The following is a 14,971-nucleotide window of genomic DNA, read 5'->3' as shown; positions in this document are numbered from 1 at the left end:
ACATCATGCATGCAGCAGCTCGAGCACCCGACGGCCGCCGTGGTTCACCAGCTCGTGGGCGTACGTCGAACGCGTGTGGACGAACTCCGCCACGCTCGCGAAAGCCGCGCCCGCACACACGGCGACCGCCGCGCGGCCGCTCGCTCGCAGTGCCGCCTCGAGGAACAGCTCGTCGACGCCGGACTCCGCACCGTCGCGTGCGGCGGACGCTGCCAGAGAGACCAGTTCGTACGCGCGCGAGCCGGCGCCGGCCGCCTCGATGTCCACGATCCCGGTGATCCGCCCGTCGGCCACGAGCAGGTTGCCCATGTTCAGATCCCCATGCACGAAGTCGTGGTGCGGCAGCTCCTCGTCGCGATACGGGCGACAGAGTTCGCCGTACCGCTGGAGGAGCTCGCCGACTTCCCCGTCGTACGCCTGTACCCGTTCCCAGACCCCATCCCAGCCGTCGAAGACGACGCCGCGCGACCACGCGGACCAGCTCGCGTCACGGTCCTCCGGGAGCAGGTCCCGCTGCAGCTCACAGATCTCGATCAGCTGCCGTGCCAGCGCATCGTCGAGCGTCGGAGGGCTGCCGGGGACGAGCTCCTGCAATTGGTACGGCGAGCCGGCAGCGGTGGTGCCGACGGCAAGCCAAGCCGGTGTGGGATAGCCGACGGCGCGGGCCCGGCGGACGAGCTCGGCCGCCTGCCGGACCCGTGCTGCCCAGCCGGGATTGTCGGTCCACTTCAGGACCACGCCGCCGGTCAGCACGTACGCGGTCGACTGCAGACCACCGGTCAGTTGCCGCACGAGCTGATAATTGGTGCCGAGAGCAACGTTCAGCTCGGCGACAACCGACTCGGTGGTGTCCATCAGGGCGTCAGCCGGTGCAGGTCGCGGGGGAACAGCGTGACCTCGCGGACGTTCTCCGCGCCGGTCAGCCGCGCCACGAAGCGCTCCAGCCCGATCGCGAACCCGCCGTGCGGCGGCATCCCGTGCTTGAACGCCTGCAGGTACGAGCTGTACGCCGGAGCGTCCGCCGACTCGCCGCGCGCCGCGAGGGCCGCGACGTAGTCCGAGTACCGGTGCAGGCGCTGGCCGCCGGTGACGAGTTCGACCCCGCGGAACAGCAGGTCGAACGAGTTCGACCACCGCGGGTCCGACGGCTGCGGATGCGTGTAGAACGGCCGCTTCACCATCGGGTAGCCCTCGACCGCGACGAAGTCGCTGCCGTGCTCACGCAACGCCCACTCGCCGATCGCGCGCTCGTCCGCGGGCGCGAGGTCCGGCTCGTCCGGGTCCGCGCCGGCGATCTTCAGCGCCTCGCTGAAGTGCAGCACCGGTACGTCGACCGGGATCTCCGGCGCCGTCACCCCGAGCCGCTCCAGCGCGCCGCCCGCTCGCGTACCGACCGCCGACAACATCTCGGCGATCACGGAACGCAGTACAGCGAGAACGTCGCGGTGGTCGGTGATGAACCCGAACTCCGCGTCCAGCGACACGTACTCGGCCAGGTGCCGGACCGTGTCGTGCGGCTCGGCCCGGAACACCGGACCGACCTCGAAGACCCGCTCGAACACGCCGACCATCGTCTGCTTGTAGAACTGCGGCGACTGCGCCAGGTACGCCGGGCCGCCGAAGTAGTCGAGCGCGAACACGTTCGCCCCGGACTCGGTCGCCGTACCGACGATCTTCGGCGTCTGGATCTCCGTGAAGCCCTGACCGTCCAGCGCGGACCGGAACCCGTGCAGCGCGGCCGCGGCGATCTCCCATCCGGCCCGTACGGCGGGGTGCCGCAGCGTGACCGGTGCGTTGTCGAGTACGACGGGCAGCCCGGCGCCGACCGTGGGACGCCACAGCTCGATCGGCGGCGTCGCGGCCGGCTCGGTCAGCGGCTCGATCACCGGGTCGACGATCTCGGCGCCACCGGGAGCCTGCGGGTTGGCGGCGACCGTACCGGTCACCTGAACGACTGTCTCTTCACCCAGCTCGTCCAACTGGGCCTGAGAGCCCTTGACGACGATCTGGGCCAGGCCGGACCGGTCGCGCAGGATCAGGAAACTGACGGCGGCGAGCCGTCGTCTTCGGTGCACCCAGCCGGCCACCGTGACGGTCTGGCCTACTGCTGAGGGGATCTCATGGCTGAGAATTCGCATGCTGTTTTCACCTCCAGGTTGTTCTCGAACCCCGGAGGTGTGGGCGAAGGGGAATCTCGCGGTGCCACCACACCTTCACCGAGCCGCAACGGCCCGGCCTCTTGCACAACAGTCGCTCAGGAGTGTCTTCACGACCGCTCCGCGTATCGCCTTCCCAGCTACCGGCGACTCTCTCTGACGTGGCGTACGGCGTTACTCGGTTCCGTCAACGCGAACAAATCCAGGATAGGGGACCCCGGCAACCCCATTTCATCGCCGGGACGTTGACGGTGGGATCTGGGCGCTGTCGGTGTCTTCGCGGCCGCCGACCCGTGCGTGGACGGTGATCGCGTTGCTGGAGCTGTTGCCGGGGAGCCAGGCGTTCCACTCGGAGTTCAGCGGTTTCTTGTAGTTCTTCGTCGTGCAGGTCGCGCGGCGGATGTCGCTGGTCCGCTCGCACGTCCAGCCCTGGGCGTATGACGGCAGGAAGATCAGGTTGCGTCCCCACGAGATGTCGAGGGTCACCGTCCGCCCCTGTGCGCCGTTGACCTTCAGGAACCGGTTGTAGACGAACGGGTTCGGGTCGGTGTGCGGCGTCGGCGTGAGGATCTGCAGCAGCGACTCGTCCTGCTGGAGCGCAGGCAGCACATCGGTGTCGGTGTCGCTGACCAGGTCCGCGGTCGCCGCCACGGTGAACGTCCGCGCCGCGTCCGACGACTTGTCCGGTACGTCGAAGTCGGCCGCGAGCGGAGCGGGCTTGGCCGGGTTGGTCGCCGTACACGTCTTGGTCGACCGGGTGCACTTCCAGCCGGCCGGGTTCGCTGCGAGCGGCCACTCGAGCGCGCTGCCGTACGTGAGCTTCAGCGTGACGTTCTTGCGGTTGGCGCGCGGGGCAACGGTCAGGATCCGGTGGTGGACGTCCGGGTCGGCCTTGCCGTCGAGGATCTTGAGCAGGTTCTCGTCGGTGGTCGCCTTCGCGTCCACGGTCGCCGAATCGTCGTCGTACAGCCGGCCGGTCTTCGCCGAGACGGTGAAGGTGCGATCGGCGGTCGAGCCGCCGGTCGGGGCGTCGAACGTGACCGCCAGCGGCTTCGGGTTCGCGGGGTCGGTCGCCGTACACGAGCCGGACGCCTGGGTGCAGGTCCAGCCCGGCGGGTTGGACTTCAGCGGCCACGCGAGCTCGGCGCCGTACTTGAGCCCGATCACCACCGGGTTCGCGTTCCCGGCCGGGGTCTTGATCGTGATCACAAACCGGATGCCGGCGTCGGCGTCGGCCTGCGCCGATCGGGTCTCGAGCACCGGGCTGCCGCCGCCCCGCGGGATGCTGATCGTCACCAGGCCCTCGTCGAGCACCGGAGTGGTCGGGGTCGGCTTCGGCGGCGTCGGCGTGGTCGGAGGAGGCGTCGGGACCGTCGGCGTGGCACTGGGCGTCGGCGCGGTGGTCGGCGCGGTTGTGCTCGGAGCCGTCGTCGGGGCGCTCGTCGGTGCGCTGGTCGGGGCCTGCGTCGGGTTGGATGCCGGAGGCTTGGCCGACGGCGGTTTCACCGGCGGCTTGACCGGCGGCACAGTGGGCTTCTGCGCGGGCGGCTGGGTCGGCTGCTGCGTCGGTTGCGTCGACGGCTGGTCGATCGCGGCCGGGGGAGTGTCGTTGCCGGTCAGCGCCATCGCGGCGAGTACGGCGGCGATCGCGACGACCACGACCGCGCCGCCGCCGGCTGCGGCCCGCGTGCTGTTCTCGGTGACCTTCTGCCAGCCGGTGACGAAGAAACCGACCAGGCCGACCTTGGCGCCCGAGGCAGCGGCCAGGTAGCCGATGCCTGCGGTGCCCAGCAGGGCAGGGGCGAGCAGCGCCGGCAGCGCGCTGTTGACCTCGACGAGCTCGAGGTAGACCGCGGTGCACTTCGCGCAGTCGTCCATGTGCTCGCGGACGTTCCGGTTCTCGCGCTTGGTCAGGCCGCCGCGGACGTAAGCGCCGAGGCGCTCGGTCGTCCAGCGGCAGCGGTCCCCGGCGACGTCGGCCAGGTGCTGCTGCAGGTACGCCTGGCGCAGGCCCTCGCGGGCCCGGTAGGCGAGGGCGGACACGCCGTTCGCGGTCAGACCGAGCAGGGGAGCGATCGCGGCCGGCTTCTCGCCCTCGACCTCGGTGTGCCAGAGGACTGCCTGCCAGCGTTCCGGCAAACTGGCGAACGCCTTCGCCGCCGCACCGCTCTCGAATCCGGTGACGGTCGGGTCGTCGAAGGTTTCCGGCTCGCGCTCGTACGACGCGATGTCGTCGGTGGTCTGCACCTTCTTCCCGGAGCGGATCCGGTCGACGTGCACCCGCCGTACGGTCGTCAGCAGATAGGCGCGGAAGGAGACGTCCGGTCCGCCGCCGCCCCGGAGCGCGTCCAGGACCTTGGCGAACGCGTCACTGGCCAGGTCGTCGGCATCGTTGGCCGGGACCAGCTGGCGGGCCATCCGCTCGGCGGCGTGGTGGTGCCGCGCGTACAGCTCGCCGTACGCCTCCAGGTCGCCGTTGCGAACGCGCGCGATCAGCTCGGCGTCGCTCAGCGGATCGGGCTGGCCGTCCGGCGTCTCCATCCATCTCCCCCGTGGGCTCTGACAACTCTGTGTGCAGCTTTGTGACTAACCGTCACGTACTGCCGGGAACAAGGCTCCCAGATAGGACGGACGAGCGCATCTTTCCTGACGCGGAACTGTGCTCCTTTCCTTACGAGAACGCCAGGGCCGAAGTTACGCCCGAAAAAAGTTCTGCGAATCCGCGTCATGAACTCCGTCCAGCTCTGTCTCATCGCCGTACGACGCTTCCGGCCGACCGGTCGGGAGACTGACGGGGCTATTCGAGGAGGGCCATGTCGCTGTTCGCGGACATCCGCAGACGGTTCGACCTGCGTCCGGCCAAGTCCCTGAACCTGGCGGGGTCGCCCGCCCGGACCCGGCCGGAAGCGTCGTCCCAGGATCCAACAGAGCAACCGCGCGGCCGGAGGGAGCCGCACGGCACAGCTGGTACCGACTACAGCGCCTATCTCGCGATTGCCGAGGCGCTTCGGGACGGTGCCGATGTCGTGCCTGCATCGGACGAGACCGGACGCCGCCTGGCGGCCGACGGGATCTCGCTGGTGGAGGCACTTGATGGGCTGAGTGCGCTGTACCGCTCGATCGCCGGGGGCGAGCCGGCTTTCGCCGCGGTACGCGCACTCAGTTCCAGCTGGGCCGAGGCGTCCCTGGTCTACCTGCACTCGCTGTCCTGCGAGGACCCGCTGACCGGGCTGTCCAGCCTGGCGCACCTGCGGTCCCGGCTCGGCGAGCTCTACCGAGAGGCGGAACTCCGTGGAACTTCCGTACCGCAAACCCACGCACTGGTGGTTGTCGAGCCGCTCCATCCCCCGGGTACGACGCCGTTCGACCGCGAGCTCACCCTCGTCGACGTCGCGGAGTGCCTGCGGATCGTCTTCTGCGGCGGTGACGTACTGGGCCGCGTCGGCACACGCCGCGCGGCGGCGCTCGTCGGCCGCGACCCGAACCTGCCGGAGCAGGTCGCGACGGTACGAGCCCTGATCACCCAGTGGCGGCTGGACACCGACGTACCCCAGCTGGCCCGGATCTGGATCGAAGGGCTGCCGGGTAGCGACGAGATGGCCGGGAGGTTGCTCGACGAGCTGGCCAGAACCTGAGACCTGCGTCCGGACGCCTACAGGGGGGCGGCCGGGCGCATCAGTCCGGCGGCGGATCGCCTAACACGGGGTGGGCGATCCGCCGCCGCTTGCCGTCAGCAACCGGTCGACGAGTTCGCCGTACGTGATCCCCGCGCCCCGCGCGGCGACCGGGACGAGGCTGCCCGGGGTGAGTCCGGGTAGCGCGTTGACCTCCAGGCAGTACGGCGTACCCGCGGTGTCGCAGCGGAAGTCGACCCGGGAGTACGTCGTACCGAACCCGAGGGCTCGATGCGCTCCGAGCGCGAGCTCCTGCAACCGCTCCGCGAGGTGTTCGGGGATCTCGGCGGGGGAGACCTCCCGCACCGCACCCGGCTGGTACTTCGCCTCGTAGTCGAAGACGGGCGTGGTCAGCTCGATCTCCACCACGGGCAGCGCTGTCGCACCGATCACTGCGACGGTGAACTCCCGGCCGCCCAGGAAGGGCTCGACGAGCAGGTCGCCCTCGGTCGGCAACTCGTCCAGCGAGTCGACCTTGCGGACGGCCACGCTCGACCCGTCCGCAACTGGCTTCACCACCACGGGGCTGATCGTCAGCAGGTGCTTGACCCCGACCGGCGGCTCAGGTTGCTCGGCCGGGTTGTAGAGCACCCGGGGTGGCACCGGGATCCCGGCGGCCTCGAGCACTGCCTGGCAACGACCCTTGTGCCAGGCAACGGCGCAGACGTCGTGGCCCGCACCGGTGAACGGGATGCCCGCCAGTTCGAGCAGTGCCTGGACGTGCCCGTCTTCACCCCAGCCGCCGTGCAGTGCGATGAAGACACGATCGGCCCGCCGCAGCTGCTCCAGAACAGTTCCACCGGTCAGGGCGGCGTACATCCGCTGCCGCAACAAGGCACGGTCAGCCGCAGCCGGAGGCTCCTTCGGCACTGGTACGACGGAGTGGCCGGCCGGCACGGGATCAGCGAGGACTGGTTCCTCCGCGGCCGGATCGATCAGCACCACGTCATGACCGCGACCGGCGAGGGCCTCGGCCACCGCCCAGCCGGACGAACGCGAGACATCGCGCTCCGAACTCTCGCCACCGCACAGCACCGCAACTCGCACGTTGTCCCTCTCCTACCGCTGGTAGCAGTTTGACGCAGGAGACGCCGGGAAGTTCGTTTCAGGGCCTGGCTTTTCTGTCGGTGCGTCGGCCTAGGCTGTCGGTATGTGCGGTAGGTATGCGTCCAGCCGGGAGCCGTCCGACCTCGTCGCGGAGTTCGAGATCGAGGTGGGCAACGTGCGCGAGACGGTCGACGAACTCGGCGAGAACTACAACGTCGCGCCGACCGACCAGGTGGTCGCGGTGGTCGAGCGGAAGAACCGCGAGCAGCCCGACGAGACGATCCGCAAGCTGACCACGGTCAAGTGGGGGCTGGTGCCGTCCTGGGCCAAGGACACCTCGATCGGCTCGCGGCTCATCAACGCCCGGATGGAGACCGTCGCGGAGAAGCCGGCCTTCAAGAAGGCGTTCGCCACCCGCCGCTGCATCCTGCCCGCCGACGGGTACTACGAGTGGTACACCGCCGAGGAGAAGGTGAACGGCAAGCCGATCAAGCAGCCGTACTTCATCCACCCGCCGGACGGCAGCATCCTGTCGATGGCCGGGCTGTACGAGATCTGGCGGGACAAGTCGGTCGAGGACCCGGACAAGGACGAGGCCTGGCTCTGGACCTGCACCGTGCTGACCACGTCGGCCACCGACGATCTCGGCCGCATCCACGACCGGATGCCGCTCCTGGTCGAACGCGAGCGGTACGACGCCTGGCTCGACCCGCTGTCCTCGGACACCGACGACCTCCTCGAGCTCCTGGTCCCGGCCGCACCGGGCCGCCTCGAGGCGTACGCCGTGTCGAAGGCGGTCGGTTCCGTGAAGAACAACGGCCCGCACCTGCTCGATCCGCTGCCGCCCGACGGCGAGGACCCGCAGGACAGCCCGACCACGCTCTTCTGAGTTTCGCTCCCGCGCATCCCGGGTCCGGATGACAGGATGGGCCGGGTGACCGACGAACGGATAGTGGGGACGCCGCACGGAGAGGCCCGGATCCTGGCGCACCGCGCCCGCCGCCCGGTGGCGACGCTGGCCCTGGGTCACGGTGCCGGGGCCGGGATCGAGTCGGGTGACCTGGCGGCGCTGGCCGCCCGGCTGCCGAAGCAGGACATCAACGTCTTTCTGATCGAGCAGCCCTGGCGGCGCGCCGGCCGCAAGCTGGCGCCCGCGCCGAAGGCGCTCGACGAGGCGTGGATCGCGATCATCGGGCAGCTCCGGGTCCGTACGCCGCTCGTGATCGGCGGCCGCAGCGCGGGCGCCCGCGTGGCCTGCCGCACCGCGAGCAGCCTGGGCGCTTCCGGCGTACTGGCGATGGCTTTTCCGCTGCACGCACCGGGAAAGCCGGAGAAGTCGCGGGTCGACGAGCTGCAGGCGGCCGGGCTGCCGACGCTGGTCGTCCAGGGGGAGCGGGATCCGTTCGGTACGCCGGAGGAGTTCCCGCCGCTGACCGAGATGGCCGTGGTGCCGGACGCCGACCATTCCTTCAAGGTGCCGAAGCGGGCGGAGCTGGATCAGCAGGAGACGTACGACCTGCTGGTCGAAGCCGTGTTCGAATGGGTCAGCCGCGAGGTGTCCGGATAGCGGTACGCCGGGCGGGGGGAATGCCCCCGCGGCCGGGCGTGTTGTGACGAACATGATGGCGACGAGAGAGGCTCCGGAGCGAACTGCTGGGAAGACCCCGGTATTCTCGATCACGATGCCGACTCCCACCACGACCGAGACACCCGAGCAGCGCACAGCGCGGTTCGAGCGCGAAGCGCTGCCCTTCCTGGACCAGATGTACGCCGCGGCGATGCGGATGACCCGTAATCCGTCGGACGCCGAAGACCTGGTGCAGGACACCTTTGCGAAGGCGTACAGCTCGTTCCACCAGTTCACGCCCGGTACCAACCTGAAGGCGTGGCTGTACCGGATCCTGACCAACACGTTCATCAACGGCTACCGGAAGCGGCAGCGTCAGCCGACGCAGTCGCCGACCGAGGAGATCGAGGACTGGCAGCTCACCGCCGCCGAGTCGCACACTCCCGGTGGGCTGAAGTCGGCCGAGGCGGTCGCCCTCGAGCACCTGCCCGATTCCGACGTGAAGTCGGCGCTGCAGGCCATCCCGGAGGACTTCCGGCTGGCCGTGTACCTCGCCGATGTCGAGGGCTTTGCCTACAAGGAAATCGCCGAGATCATGGGCACACCGGTCGGCACCGTGATGTCACGGCTGCACCGCGGCCGGCGCCAGCTGCGTGAGCTGCTCGGCGATTACGCCCGGGACCGCGGCCTGATCCCGGCGGACGACAGCACGGACGCGGCCGCGTCGAGCACCGACGAAGCTGCGGAGAAGGAGGAGTCGTGAGCTGCGGCGAGCACCACGACGTCGACTGCGGAGAGATCCTGCAACGGGTCTACGTCTTCATCGACAACGAACTCGAGGACGCCAGTACCGACGAGATCCGCCAGCACCTCGAAGAGTGCGCGCCCTGCCTCGACGAGTACGACCTGGAACGCTGCGTCAAGAAACTGGTCCACCGCTCCTGCGGCTCCGACCACGCCCCCGACGCCCTCCGCCAGAAAATCCTCCTCCGCCTCACCCAAATCCAAATCGAAACCACCATCACCACCACCGACTGAACCTTCGCTGACCACGGAAACCGCTTAGGTTCTTCGCGGGTCTTCGTATCTGTAGGTATACGGAGCGGGGTGTTCCTCACGGGCAAGGTCCAGCAATTCCTTGGCGATGGCTGCTAAACGCGGCGAGAGGTCGTGCAGGATGTCGGCGGCCTCCTGGAGCTGCGCAGCGGCTGCAGTAAAGTCCCCCGCGGCGAGGCTGATTTTGCCGAGTTCGAGCGTGAAGTACCCGACGCGTACCCGATTCCCGAGCGGTCGGATCAAGTCGATGGCCTCCTCGACTGTTTGCTGAGCCTTCCGATGCTCGCCCCGGACGGCGAAGACCGCGGCCAGGTGCTGCAGTGCCTGCGACTCCAACTCCTTGTTCGCGGCCTCGCGGGCAACCTCCAGGCCGCGGAGGATCGGCGCGAGGGCGTCGTCCGCGCGGCCTACCAGCACGTGTGAGAAACCCGTGCTGAGGTGCTGCTTCGCGACCAACCGCCGGTCTCCGGAGGCCTCTGCCTGTGCGATGCCGCGCCGGTACGCGTCGTCGGCCAGCCCGTAGTCACCGTTGCGGTCGTAAAGACCACCGAGCGCGAGGTAGGCCACGCCTTCCACCCTGGTGTCTCCGAGCTGCAGGCTTAGCTCCAGACCTTCGGTTGCCAGTTCGATCGCCTCGGCCACCCGGTCGAGTCGGCCCAGGACGTGCGCGGCGGACGTACAGCACCGAGCCTGGCCGTGGCGGTCAGGGATCGCGCGGAACATCTCCAGGGCACGCAGCAGGCGGTCCGCGGCAATTTCGAGGCTGCCGCTCTCGACCTCAGGAATGGCATGGTCGTGCTGTAGCCAGGCCGCGACCGAGTGCATCCCAGCCGACTCTGCTACCTGCAGCGCGGCACCGCACATCTCGGACATCTCCACCCACCGCGATCGCAACTCGTGATAGCCGAACAGGGCCAGCGTGAGCTCGGGAATGAGCGGCGCGGTGGTCATCCCGGTCGTCATCGCCTGGTGGTAGCGATCCATCAGATTGTGATGGTCGGCATCGAGCCAACGGGTGGCCTGCTCGACGTTCGTTGATGCAGGCAACGGCGTGAACGGCGTTGTCGCGAGGGCGATCCGCGGGCTGGTGGCGTAACTCTTGCTCTGCAATGCCCAGGCGAAAGCGGTGTAGAAGCGCAGGACGCGTTCGAGTACGGCGTCGCGTTGAGCGGGGTCGAGGCCGTCGTCGCCGCCTTCCCGGCCGAAGGCTCGAATGAGATCGTGAAAGCGGTACCGCTCGGGAGCCGACGCCTCGAGCAGGTTCACGTCGACGAGACGCTCCAAGATCGCCTCGGTCCGGTTGGCCGGCAGCTCGAGAATGGCTGCCGCCACAGCAACGATCAGGTCGGACCCGTCCGGAATACTGAGCAAGGGAAGTGCCCTGGCTGCCTCGCGATCGAGGGGCCGCTCACTGTTCTCGAGGAACGCGACCGAGCTGGCGATCCTGGCGCGGACGCCGGACTCGTCGGAGCCGAGCCTGTCGAGCCGGCGCTCCTCGCCCTCGAGGACCGTGACGAGGTGCTGAATCGGCCAGCTCGGCCTCGCGGCCAGTCGACCGCCGATCAGCCGGATGGCGAGCGGTAGCCGGCCCGAGATGCCTGCGAGGCTCTTGACAGCCTCCGGCTCGGCCGCAACCCGAGCCTCGCCGACGACTCCGGCCAGGAGTTCGACGGACTCGGACTCCGACAGCGCGTCGAGATGGATCTGGCGGGCGCCTGGCAAGCTCGGCAGCGACCCGCGACTGGTGATGATCGCCGCCGACCCCGGGCTCCCAGGCAACAGAGGCAGGACATGTGCGGCATCGGCTGCGTTGTCGATCAGCATCAGCACGCGACGGCCGGCCAGATGGGACCGAAGCAGACCGGCGGCTTCCTCCACGTCGTCAGGAACAGGCCCGACGTCGAGCCCCAGAGACCGCAGTAACTGACGCTGCCCGTCCGTGACGGACAGCGGTTCATCGGGCCCGTATCCTCGGAGATTGAGGTAGAGATGGCCGTCCGGGTAACTGTCGGTCAGCCGCTGCGCGGCGTGCACGGCCAGGGTCGTCTTGCCGATGCCGCCCATGCCTGTGATCGCGACCAGGCCGGCCGGTTCGGTCCCGGTGGGGTTGCGCAGTACGGACAGGATGACGTCGAGTTGGGCGGCGCGGCCGGTGAAGTCCTGCGCGGCCGGGGGTAGTTGCCACGGCACCAGAAATGCATCGGTGCCGACCGGGGTTTGTTTGCTCCCGGCGGTGTCACGAGGCTCGCCCTTGCCGCGGGCAACCGACAGGAACTGGTCGGCTTCGCTCGGAGTGAGGGCCAGGGCCGCGGTCAGAAGCCGGATCGTGTCGATGCGGGGGCGGGTGCGGGTGCCGCGTTCGAGGACGCTGATGGCTTGCTCGCTCAGGCGGGCCTTCTCGGCGAGGGCGGCCTGGGTGAGGCCTGCGCGGGTACGGAAGGTACGGAGGAGCTCGCTCAGCGTTGGCCTCGCCGACTCGCTCATCTCGTCGCCCCTCCTTCGGATCCAGGCCCGTCAGTACCGGGAACTTCCGGGCCCAACTGTAGAGCGATCCGCCGACGGGTGTCGGACGTTGTCAACAGGCTTGCCGGAGGCCCGCCTCCGAATACCCAGCGATCGTTTGAAAGAGCACTCAGTGTGCGGTGGGACTCCGACCACGCCCCCGACGCCCTCCGCCAGAAAATCCTCCTCCGCCTCACCCAAATCCAAATCGAAACCACCATCACCACCACCGGCTGATTCGACTGCCGGTCAGATCGAGTAGCCCGTGAAGTGGTAGGTGTAGATTTCGCCGCGGTGCAGTTTTTCGAGTAGATCCCGGGCATCCGCGAGGTAAACCTCGGGTGCATTCCGGAGCAGCGTCAATGCGGCGTTCAACTGCTCGGTGGCGGCGATGCGATCGCCACGTGCGGCATTGATTCGCGCCAGTTCGATGGACAACCGTCCTTCCCGCAGGACGTCGCCGGCAGCTCGCGACACCCTTAGAGCGGACTCGATGTGGCCGGCTGCGGTGCTGAAGTCGCCGTGCGTGGCCTGGATGACCGCGAGGAGGTGATGGCTGTCGCTCAGGAAAGTCGTGTCACCGGCCCGGTGCACAGTGTCCATAGCCCTCAACGCCATCTGTACAGCAGCGTGATGGCGTCCTACGTGGACATGTGTGATGGCTGCGTTCAGGCACCGCTTGAAGACGGCTCGCGTGTCCTTGGCCTGCTCCGCCAGGCCGATGCCCTCGGCAAATGCCTCGTCGGCTCGGTCGAAGTCGCCGGTGCGATCGTAGAGCGCGCCGACCGCCGTCAGTGCGACGCCTTCCAGTGTGGCGTCCTGGATCGTGCGGCTCAGGGAGAGGGCCAACCGGCCGTACGCCAAGGCGTCGTCGAGCTGTCCCTCCAGGCCGAGCAAGTAGGCCAGGGACGAGCAGCAGCGTGCCTGTCCGAAGGGATCGTCGATCCCGGAGAACATCTGCAGTGCGATCCGGATGCTGTCGATGGCAGCACCGGTGGCACCGGTCTCCGCGTCCGGGATGGCGCTGTCGTGCTGAAGCCAGGCAGCGGTCGCGGGGCGCTCGTGCCGTAGTGCGACGGTGACCGCGCCGGAGCCCAGCTCGCGCATCTCCTGCCAGCGAATTCGTGACTCGTGATAGCTGAAGAACGCAAGTGGAAGCTCCGCGAGCAGAACGTGGCTTCCCAGACCGGTCTGCCGCGCCTGCCGAAAGCGGTCCATCAGGTTTCGGTGCTCCGCATCCAGCCAGCTCACGACACTGTCCCGGTCGCTGAAGGTCGGCAGGAGTTCGCTGACCCCGACAGTTGCCAGCGGCAACCGTGGACTGGTCGGATGCGTGAAGGCATGGCAAATCCAGGCGGCCTCCGTGTACAGCTGGAGAACGCGAGACAGGGCCTCGTCACGCTCGGCCGTCGGCTGAGTCTGGTCCGCGACCTCCCGGCCGTACGCGCGGATGAGGTCGTGGAACCGGTAGCGAGCCGGGGCGACGGACTCCAGTAGGTTGAGGTCGACGAGACGCTCGACTATCGCATCTGCCCGACGGAGCGGAACTGCGAGTAGGGCGGCGGCGACGGCCGTTGTGATGTCGGACCCGTCCGGGACCGACAGCAGCGGCAGCGCGTCGGCGGCTTGCCGATCGAGGCCGCGGTCGCTGGTCTCGAGGAAGCGGACCGAACTGGCGATGCTGGCCCGCACTCCGGTCTCGTCGGAGCCCAGACTGTCGAGTCGCCGCTCCTCGTCCTGCAACAGGTCGACGAAGTGCTGGATCGGCCAGCTCGGCCGGGTCGCGAGTCGCCCGCCGACCAGCCGGATCGCCAGTGGGAGCCGGCCGGAGTAGGAGGCCAGGACCCGGGTGGCCTCCGGCTCCGCGGCGACCCGGTTCGGCCCGATGACCCCGGCCAGCAGGTCGACGGACTCTGACTCCGACAGTGCGTCGAGGAGGATCTGTCGGGCGCCCGGCAGGTTGGCCAGCGAGCCCCGGCTGGTGATGATTGCCCCGGACCCCGGATGACCGGGCAGCAGGGGCAGGACCTGAGCGACGTCTGCGGCGTTGTCGAGGAGCATGAGCACGCGCCGGCCGGCGAGCTCTGATCGCAACATGGCCGCCGCCTCGTCGACGTCGTCGGGGATCGCGGCGATGTCTGAGCCGAGCGAGCGCAGGAGGTGACGCTGCGCGTCGGCGGGGGGCATCGGCTCGCCGGGGCCGTACCCGCGCAGGTTGAGGTAGAGATGGCCGTCGGGATAACTCTCGGCCAGCTTGTGAGCGGAATGGACGGCCAGGGTGGTCTTGCCGATGCCGCCCATGCCGGTGACGGTGACCAGGCCGACGACCGCAGCGCCGTCACCGGTCGAATCCCGAAGCACCGAAAGGATTGCGTCGACCTGGGCGGCGCGGCCGGTGAAGTCCGGAGCGGCCGGCGGCAGCTGCCACGGGGTCGGAGCCTGGTCGGCGGCGGGCTCCTTCGGCGGTGTCCGTGGAGTGCCGAGCTTGCCGCGGGCAACGGAGAGGAACTGGTCGGCTTCGGTGGGTGTGAGGGCGAGGGCTGTGGTGAGGGAGCGGACGGTGTCGATGCGGGGGCGGCTGCGGGTGCCGCGTTCAAGGACGCTGATTGCCTGCTCGCTGAGGCCTGCCTTCTCGGCGAGGGCGGCCTGGGTGAGGCCGGCGCGGATGCGGAAGGTACGGAGGAGCTCGCTCAGCGTTGGCGTCGCCGACTCGCTCAACGTGCTCACCCTCCTCGGATCCAGGCCCGATATCGGTCAGTACCGGAAACTTCCGGGCCCAACTCTAGGGGGATCCGCCGACGGCCGTCGGCCGTTGTCCACAGCATCCTTCGGAGAAGGTCACCAAATGCCAAACGATCGCTTGAAAGATAGCATTCAGTATTCGGGTGAAGACTCTCCGAATACGAGACCTCTGTTATAACTGGTCTGCTGTAAAGCTGTGACCAAATCGCAAAGACCCCGGATTTCTC

The 14,971-nt window shown here is 68.7% G+C and carries 11 protein-coding genes; 5 read left to right on the top strand and 6 right to left on the bottom strand.

The features are described from left to right. Positions 1-3 precede the first annotated feature (3 nt). From OHB24_RS00880 to OHB24_RS00870, 3 genes are all read right to left on the bottom strand, one after another. Complete coding sequence (locus OHB24_RS00880; RefSeq protein WP_327636966.1) at positions 4-855, bottom strand: phosphotransferase family protein; 852 nt, start codon at positions 853-855, stop codon at positions 4-6. Further along, complete coding sequence (gene aspS, locus OHB24_RS00875) at positions 855-2,138, bottom strand: aspartate--tRNA(Asn) ligase (RefSeq protein WP_327636965.1); 1,284 nt, start codon at positions 2,136-2,138, stop codon at positions 855-857. The genes OHB24_RS00880 and aspS overlap by 1 nt, the downstream gene beginning before the upstream one ends. A gap of 249 nt (positions 2,139-2,387) precedes the next feature. Then, positions 2,388-4,697 (bottom strand): sigma-70 family RNA polymerase sigma factor, encoded by a 2,310-nt coding sequence (locus tag OHB24_RS00870; protein WP_327636964.1) that lies wholly within the window; start codon positions 4,695-4,697, stop codon positions 2,388-2,390. A 272-nt stretch (positions 4,698-4,969) separates the two neighbouring features. On the opposite strand from OHB24_RS00870, the gene OHB24_RS00865 reads away from it, so the two are divergent. Continuing rightward, a complete protein-coding gene (locus OHB24_RS00865) occupies positions 4,970-5,791 on the top strand; it encodes a hypothetical protein (protein ID WP_327636963.1) in 822 nt (273 codons plus the stop codon). Between the two features lie 60 nt (positions 5,792-5,851). On the opposite strand, the gene OHB24_RS00860 is transcribed toward OHB24_RS00865, so the two are convergent. Beyond that, entirely contained in the window at positions 5,852-6,877 is a 1,026-nt protein-coding gene (locus OHB24_RS00860; protein ID WP_327636962.1) for a D-alanine--D-alanine ligase family protein, read from the bottom strand. Positions 6,878-6,980: 103 nt separating this feature from the next. Here OHB24_RS00860 and OHB24_RS00855 point away from each other — a divergent pair, with 103 nt between their 5' ends. Genes OHB24_RS00855 through rsrA form a run of 4 tightly spaced genes read left to right on the top strand, consistent with a single transcriptional unit; the run spans position 6,981 to position 9,482 of the window. After that, positions 6,981-7,766, top strand: coding sequence for an SOS response-associated peptidase (locus OHB24_RS00855; protein ID WP_327636961.1), 786 nt, complete (start codon positions 6,981-6,983; stop codon positions 7,764-7,766). A 36-nt stretch (positions 7,767-7,802) separates the two neighbouring features. Next, positions 7,803-8,444 carry an alpha/beta hydrolase family protein gene (locus tag OHB24_RS00850; protein ID WP_327636960.1) on the top strand — a complete coding sequence of 214 codons (642 nt, stop codon included), beginning with the start codon at positions 7,803-7,805 and terminating at the stop codon, positions 8,442-8,444. A 55-nt stretch (positions 8,445-8,499) separates the two neighbouring features. Next, positions 8,500-9,207, top strand: a complete 708-nt coding sequence (locus OHB24_RS00845; RefSeq protein WP_442913980.1) for a sigma-70 family RNA polymerase sigma factor — start codon at positions 8,500-8,502, stop codon at positions 9,205-9,207. Then, positions 9,204-9,482 (top strand): mycothiol system anti-sigma-R factor, encoded by a 279-nt coding sequence (gene rsrA / locus OHB24_RS00840; protein ID WP_131334337.1) that lies wholly within the window; start codon positions 9,204-9,206, stop codon positions 9,480-9,482. Before OHB24_RS00845 ends, rsrA begins: the two co-directional genes overlap by 4 nt. Before the next feature lie 24 nt (positions 9,483-9,506). On the opposite strand, the gene OHB24_RS00835 is transcribed toward rsrA, so the two are convergent. Together OHB24_RS00835 and OHB24_RS00830 are read right to left on the bottom strand one after the other, a co-directional pair. Further along, positions 9,507-11,984: an ATP-binding protein gene (locus OHB24_RS00835; RefSeq protein ID WP_327636959.1), complete on the bottom strand. Its 2,478-nt coding sequence runs from the start codon at positions 11,982-11,984 to the stop codon at positions 9,507-9,509. A gap of 267 nt (positions 11,985-12,251) precedes the next feature. Continuing rightward, positions 12,252-14,720, bottom strand: a complete 2,469-nt coding sequence (locus OHB24_RS00830; RefSeq protein ID WP_327636958.1) for a helix-turn-helix domain-containing protein — start codon at positions 14,718-14,720, stop codon at positions 12,252-12,254. Positions 14,721-14,971 lie beyond the last annotated feature (251 nt).

This window comes from Kribbella sp. NBC_00482, from assembly GCF_036013725.1.
In the GTDB taxonomy this organism is placed as follows: domain Bacteria; phylum Actinomycetota; class Actinomycetes; order Propionibacteriales; family Kribbellaceae; genus Kribbella.
The sequence above is the reverse complement of the archived record's forward strand: the minus strand, read 5'-3'. Positions and strand labels throughout refer to the sequence as shown.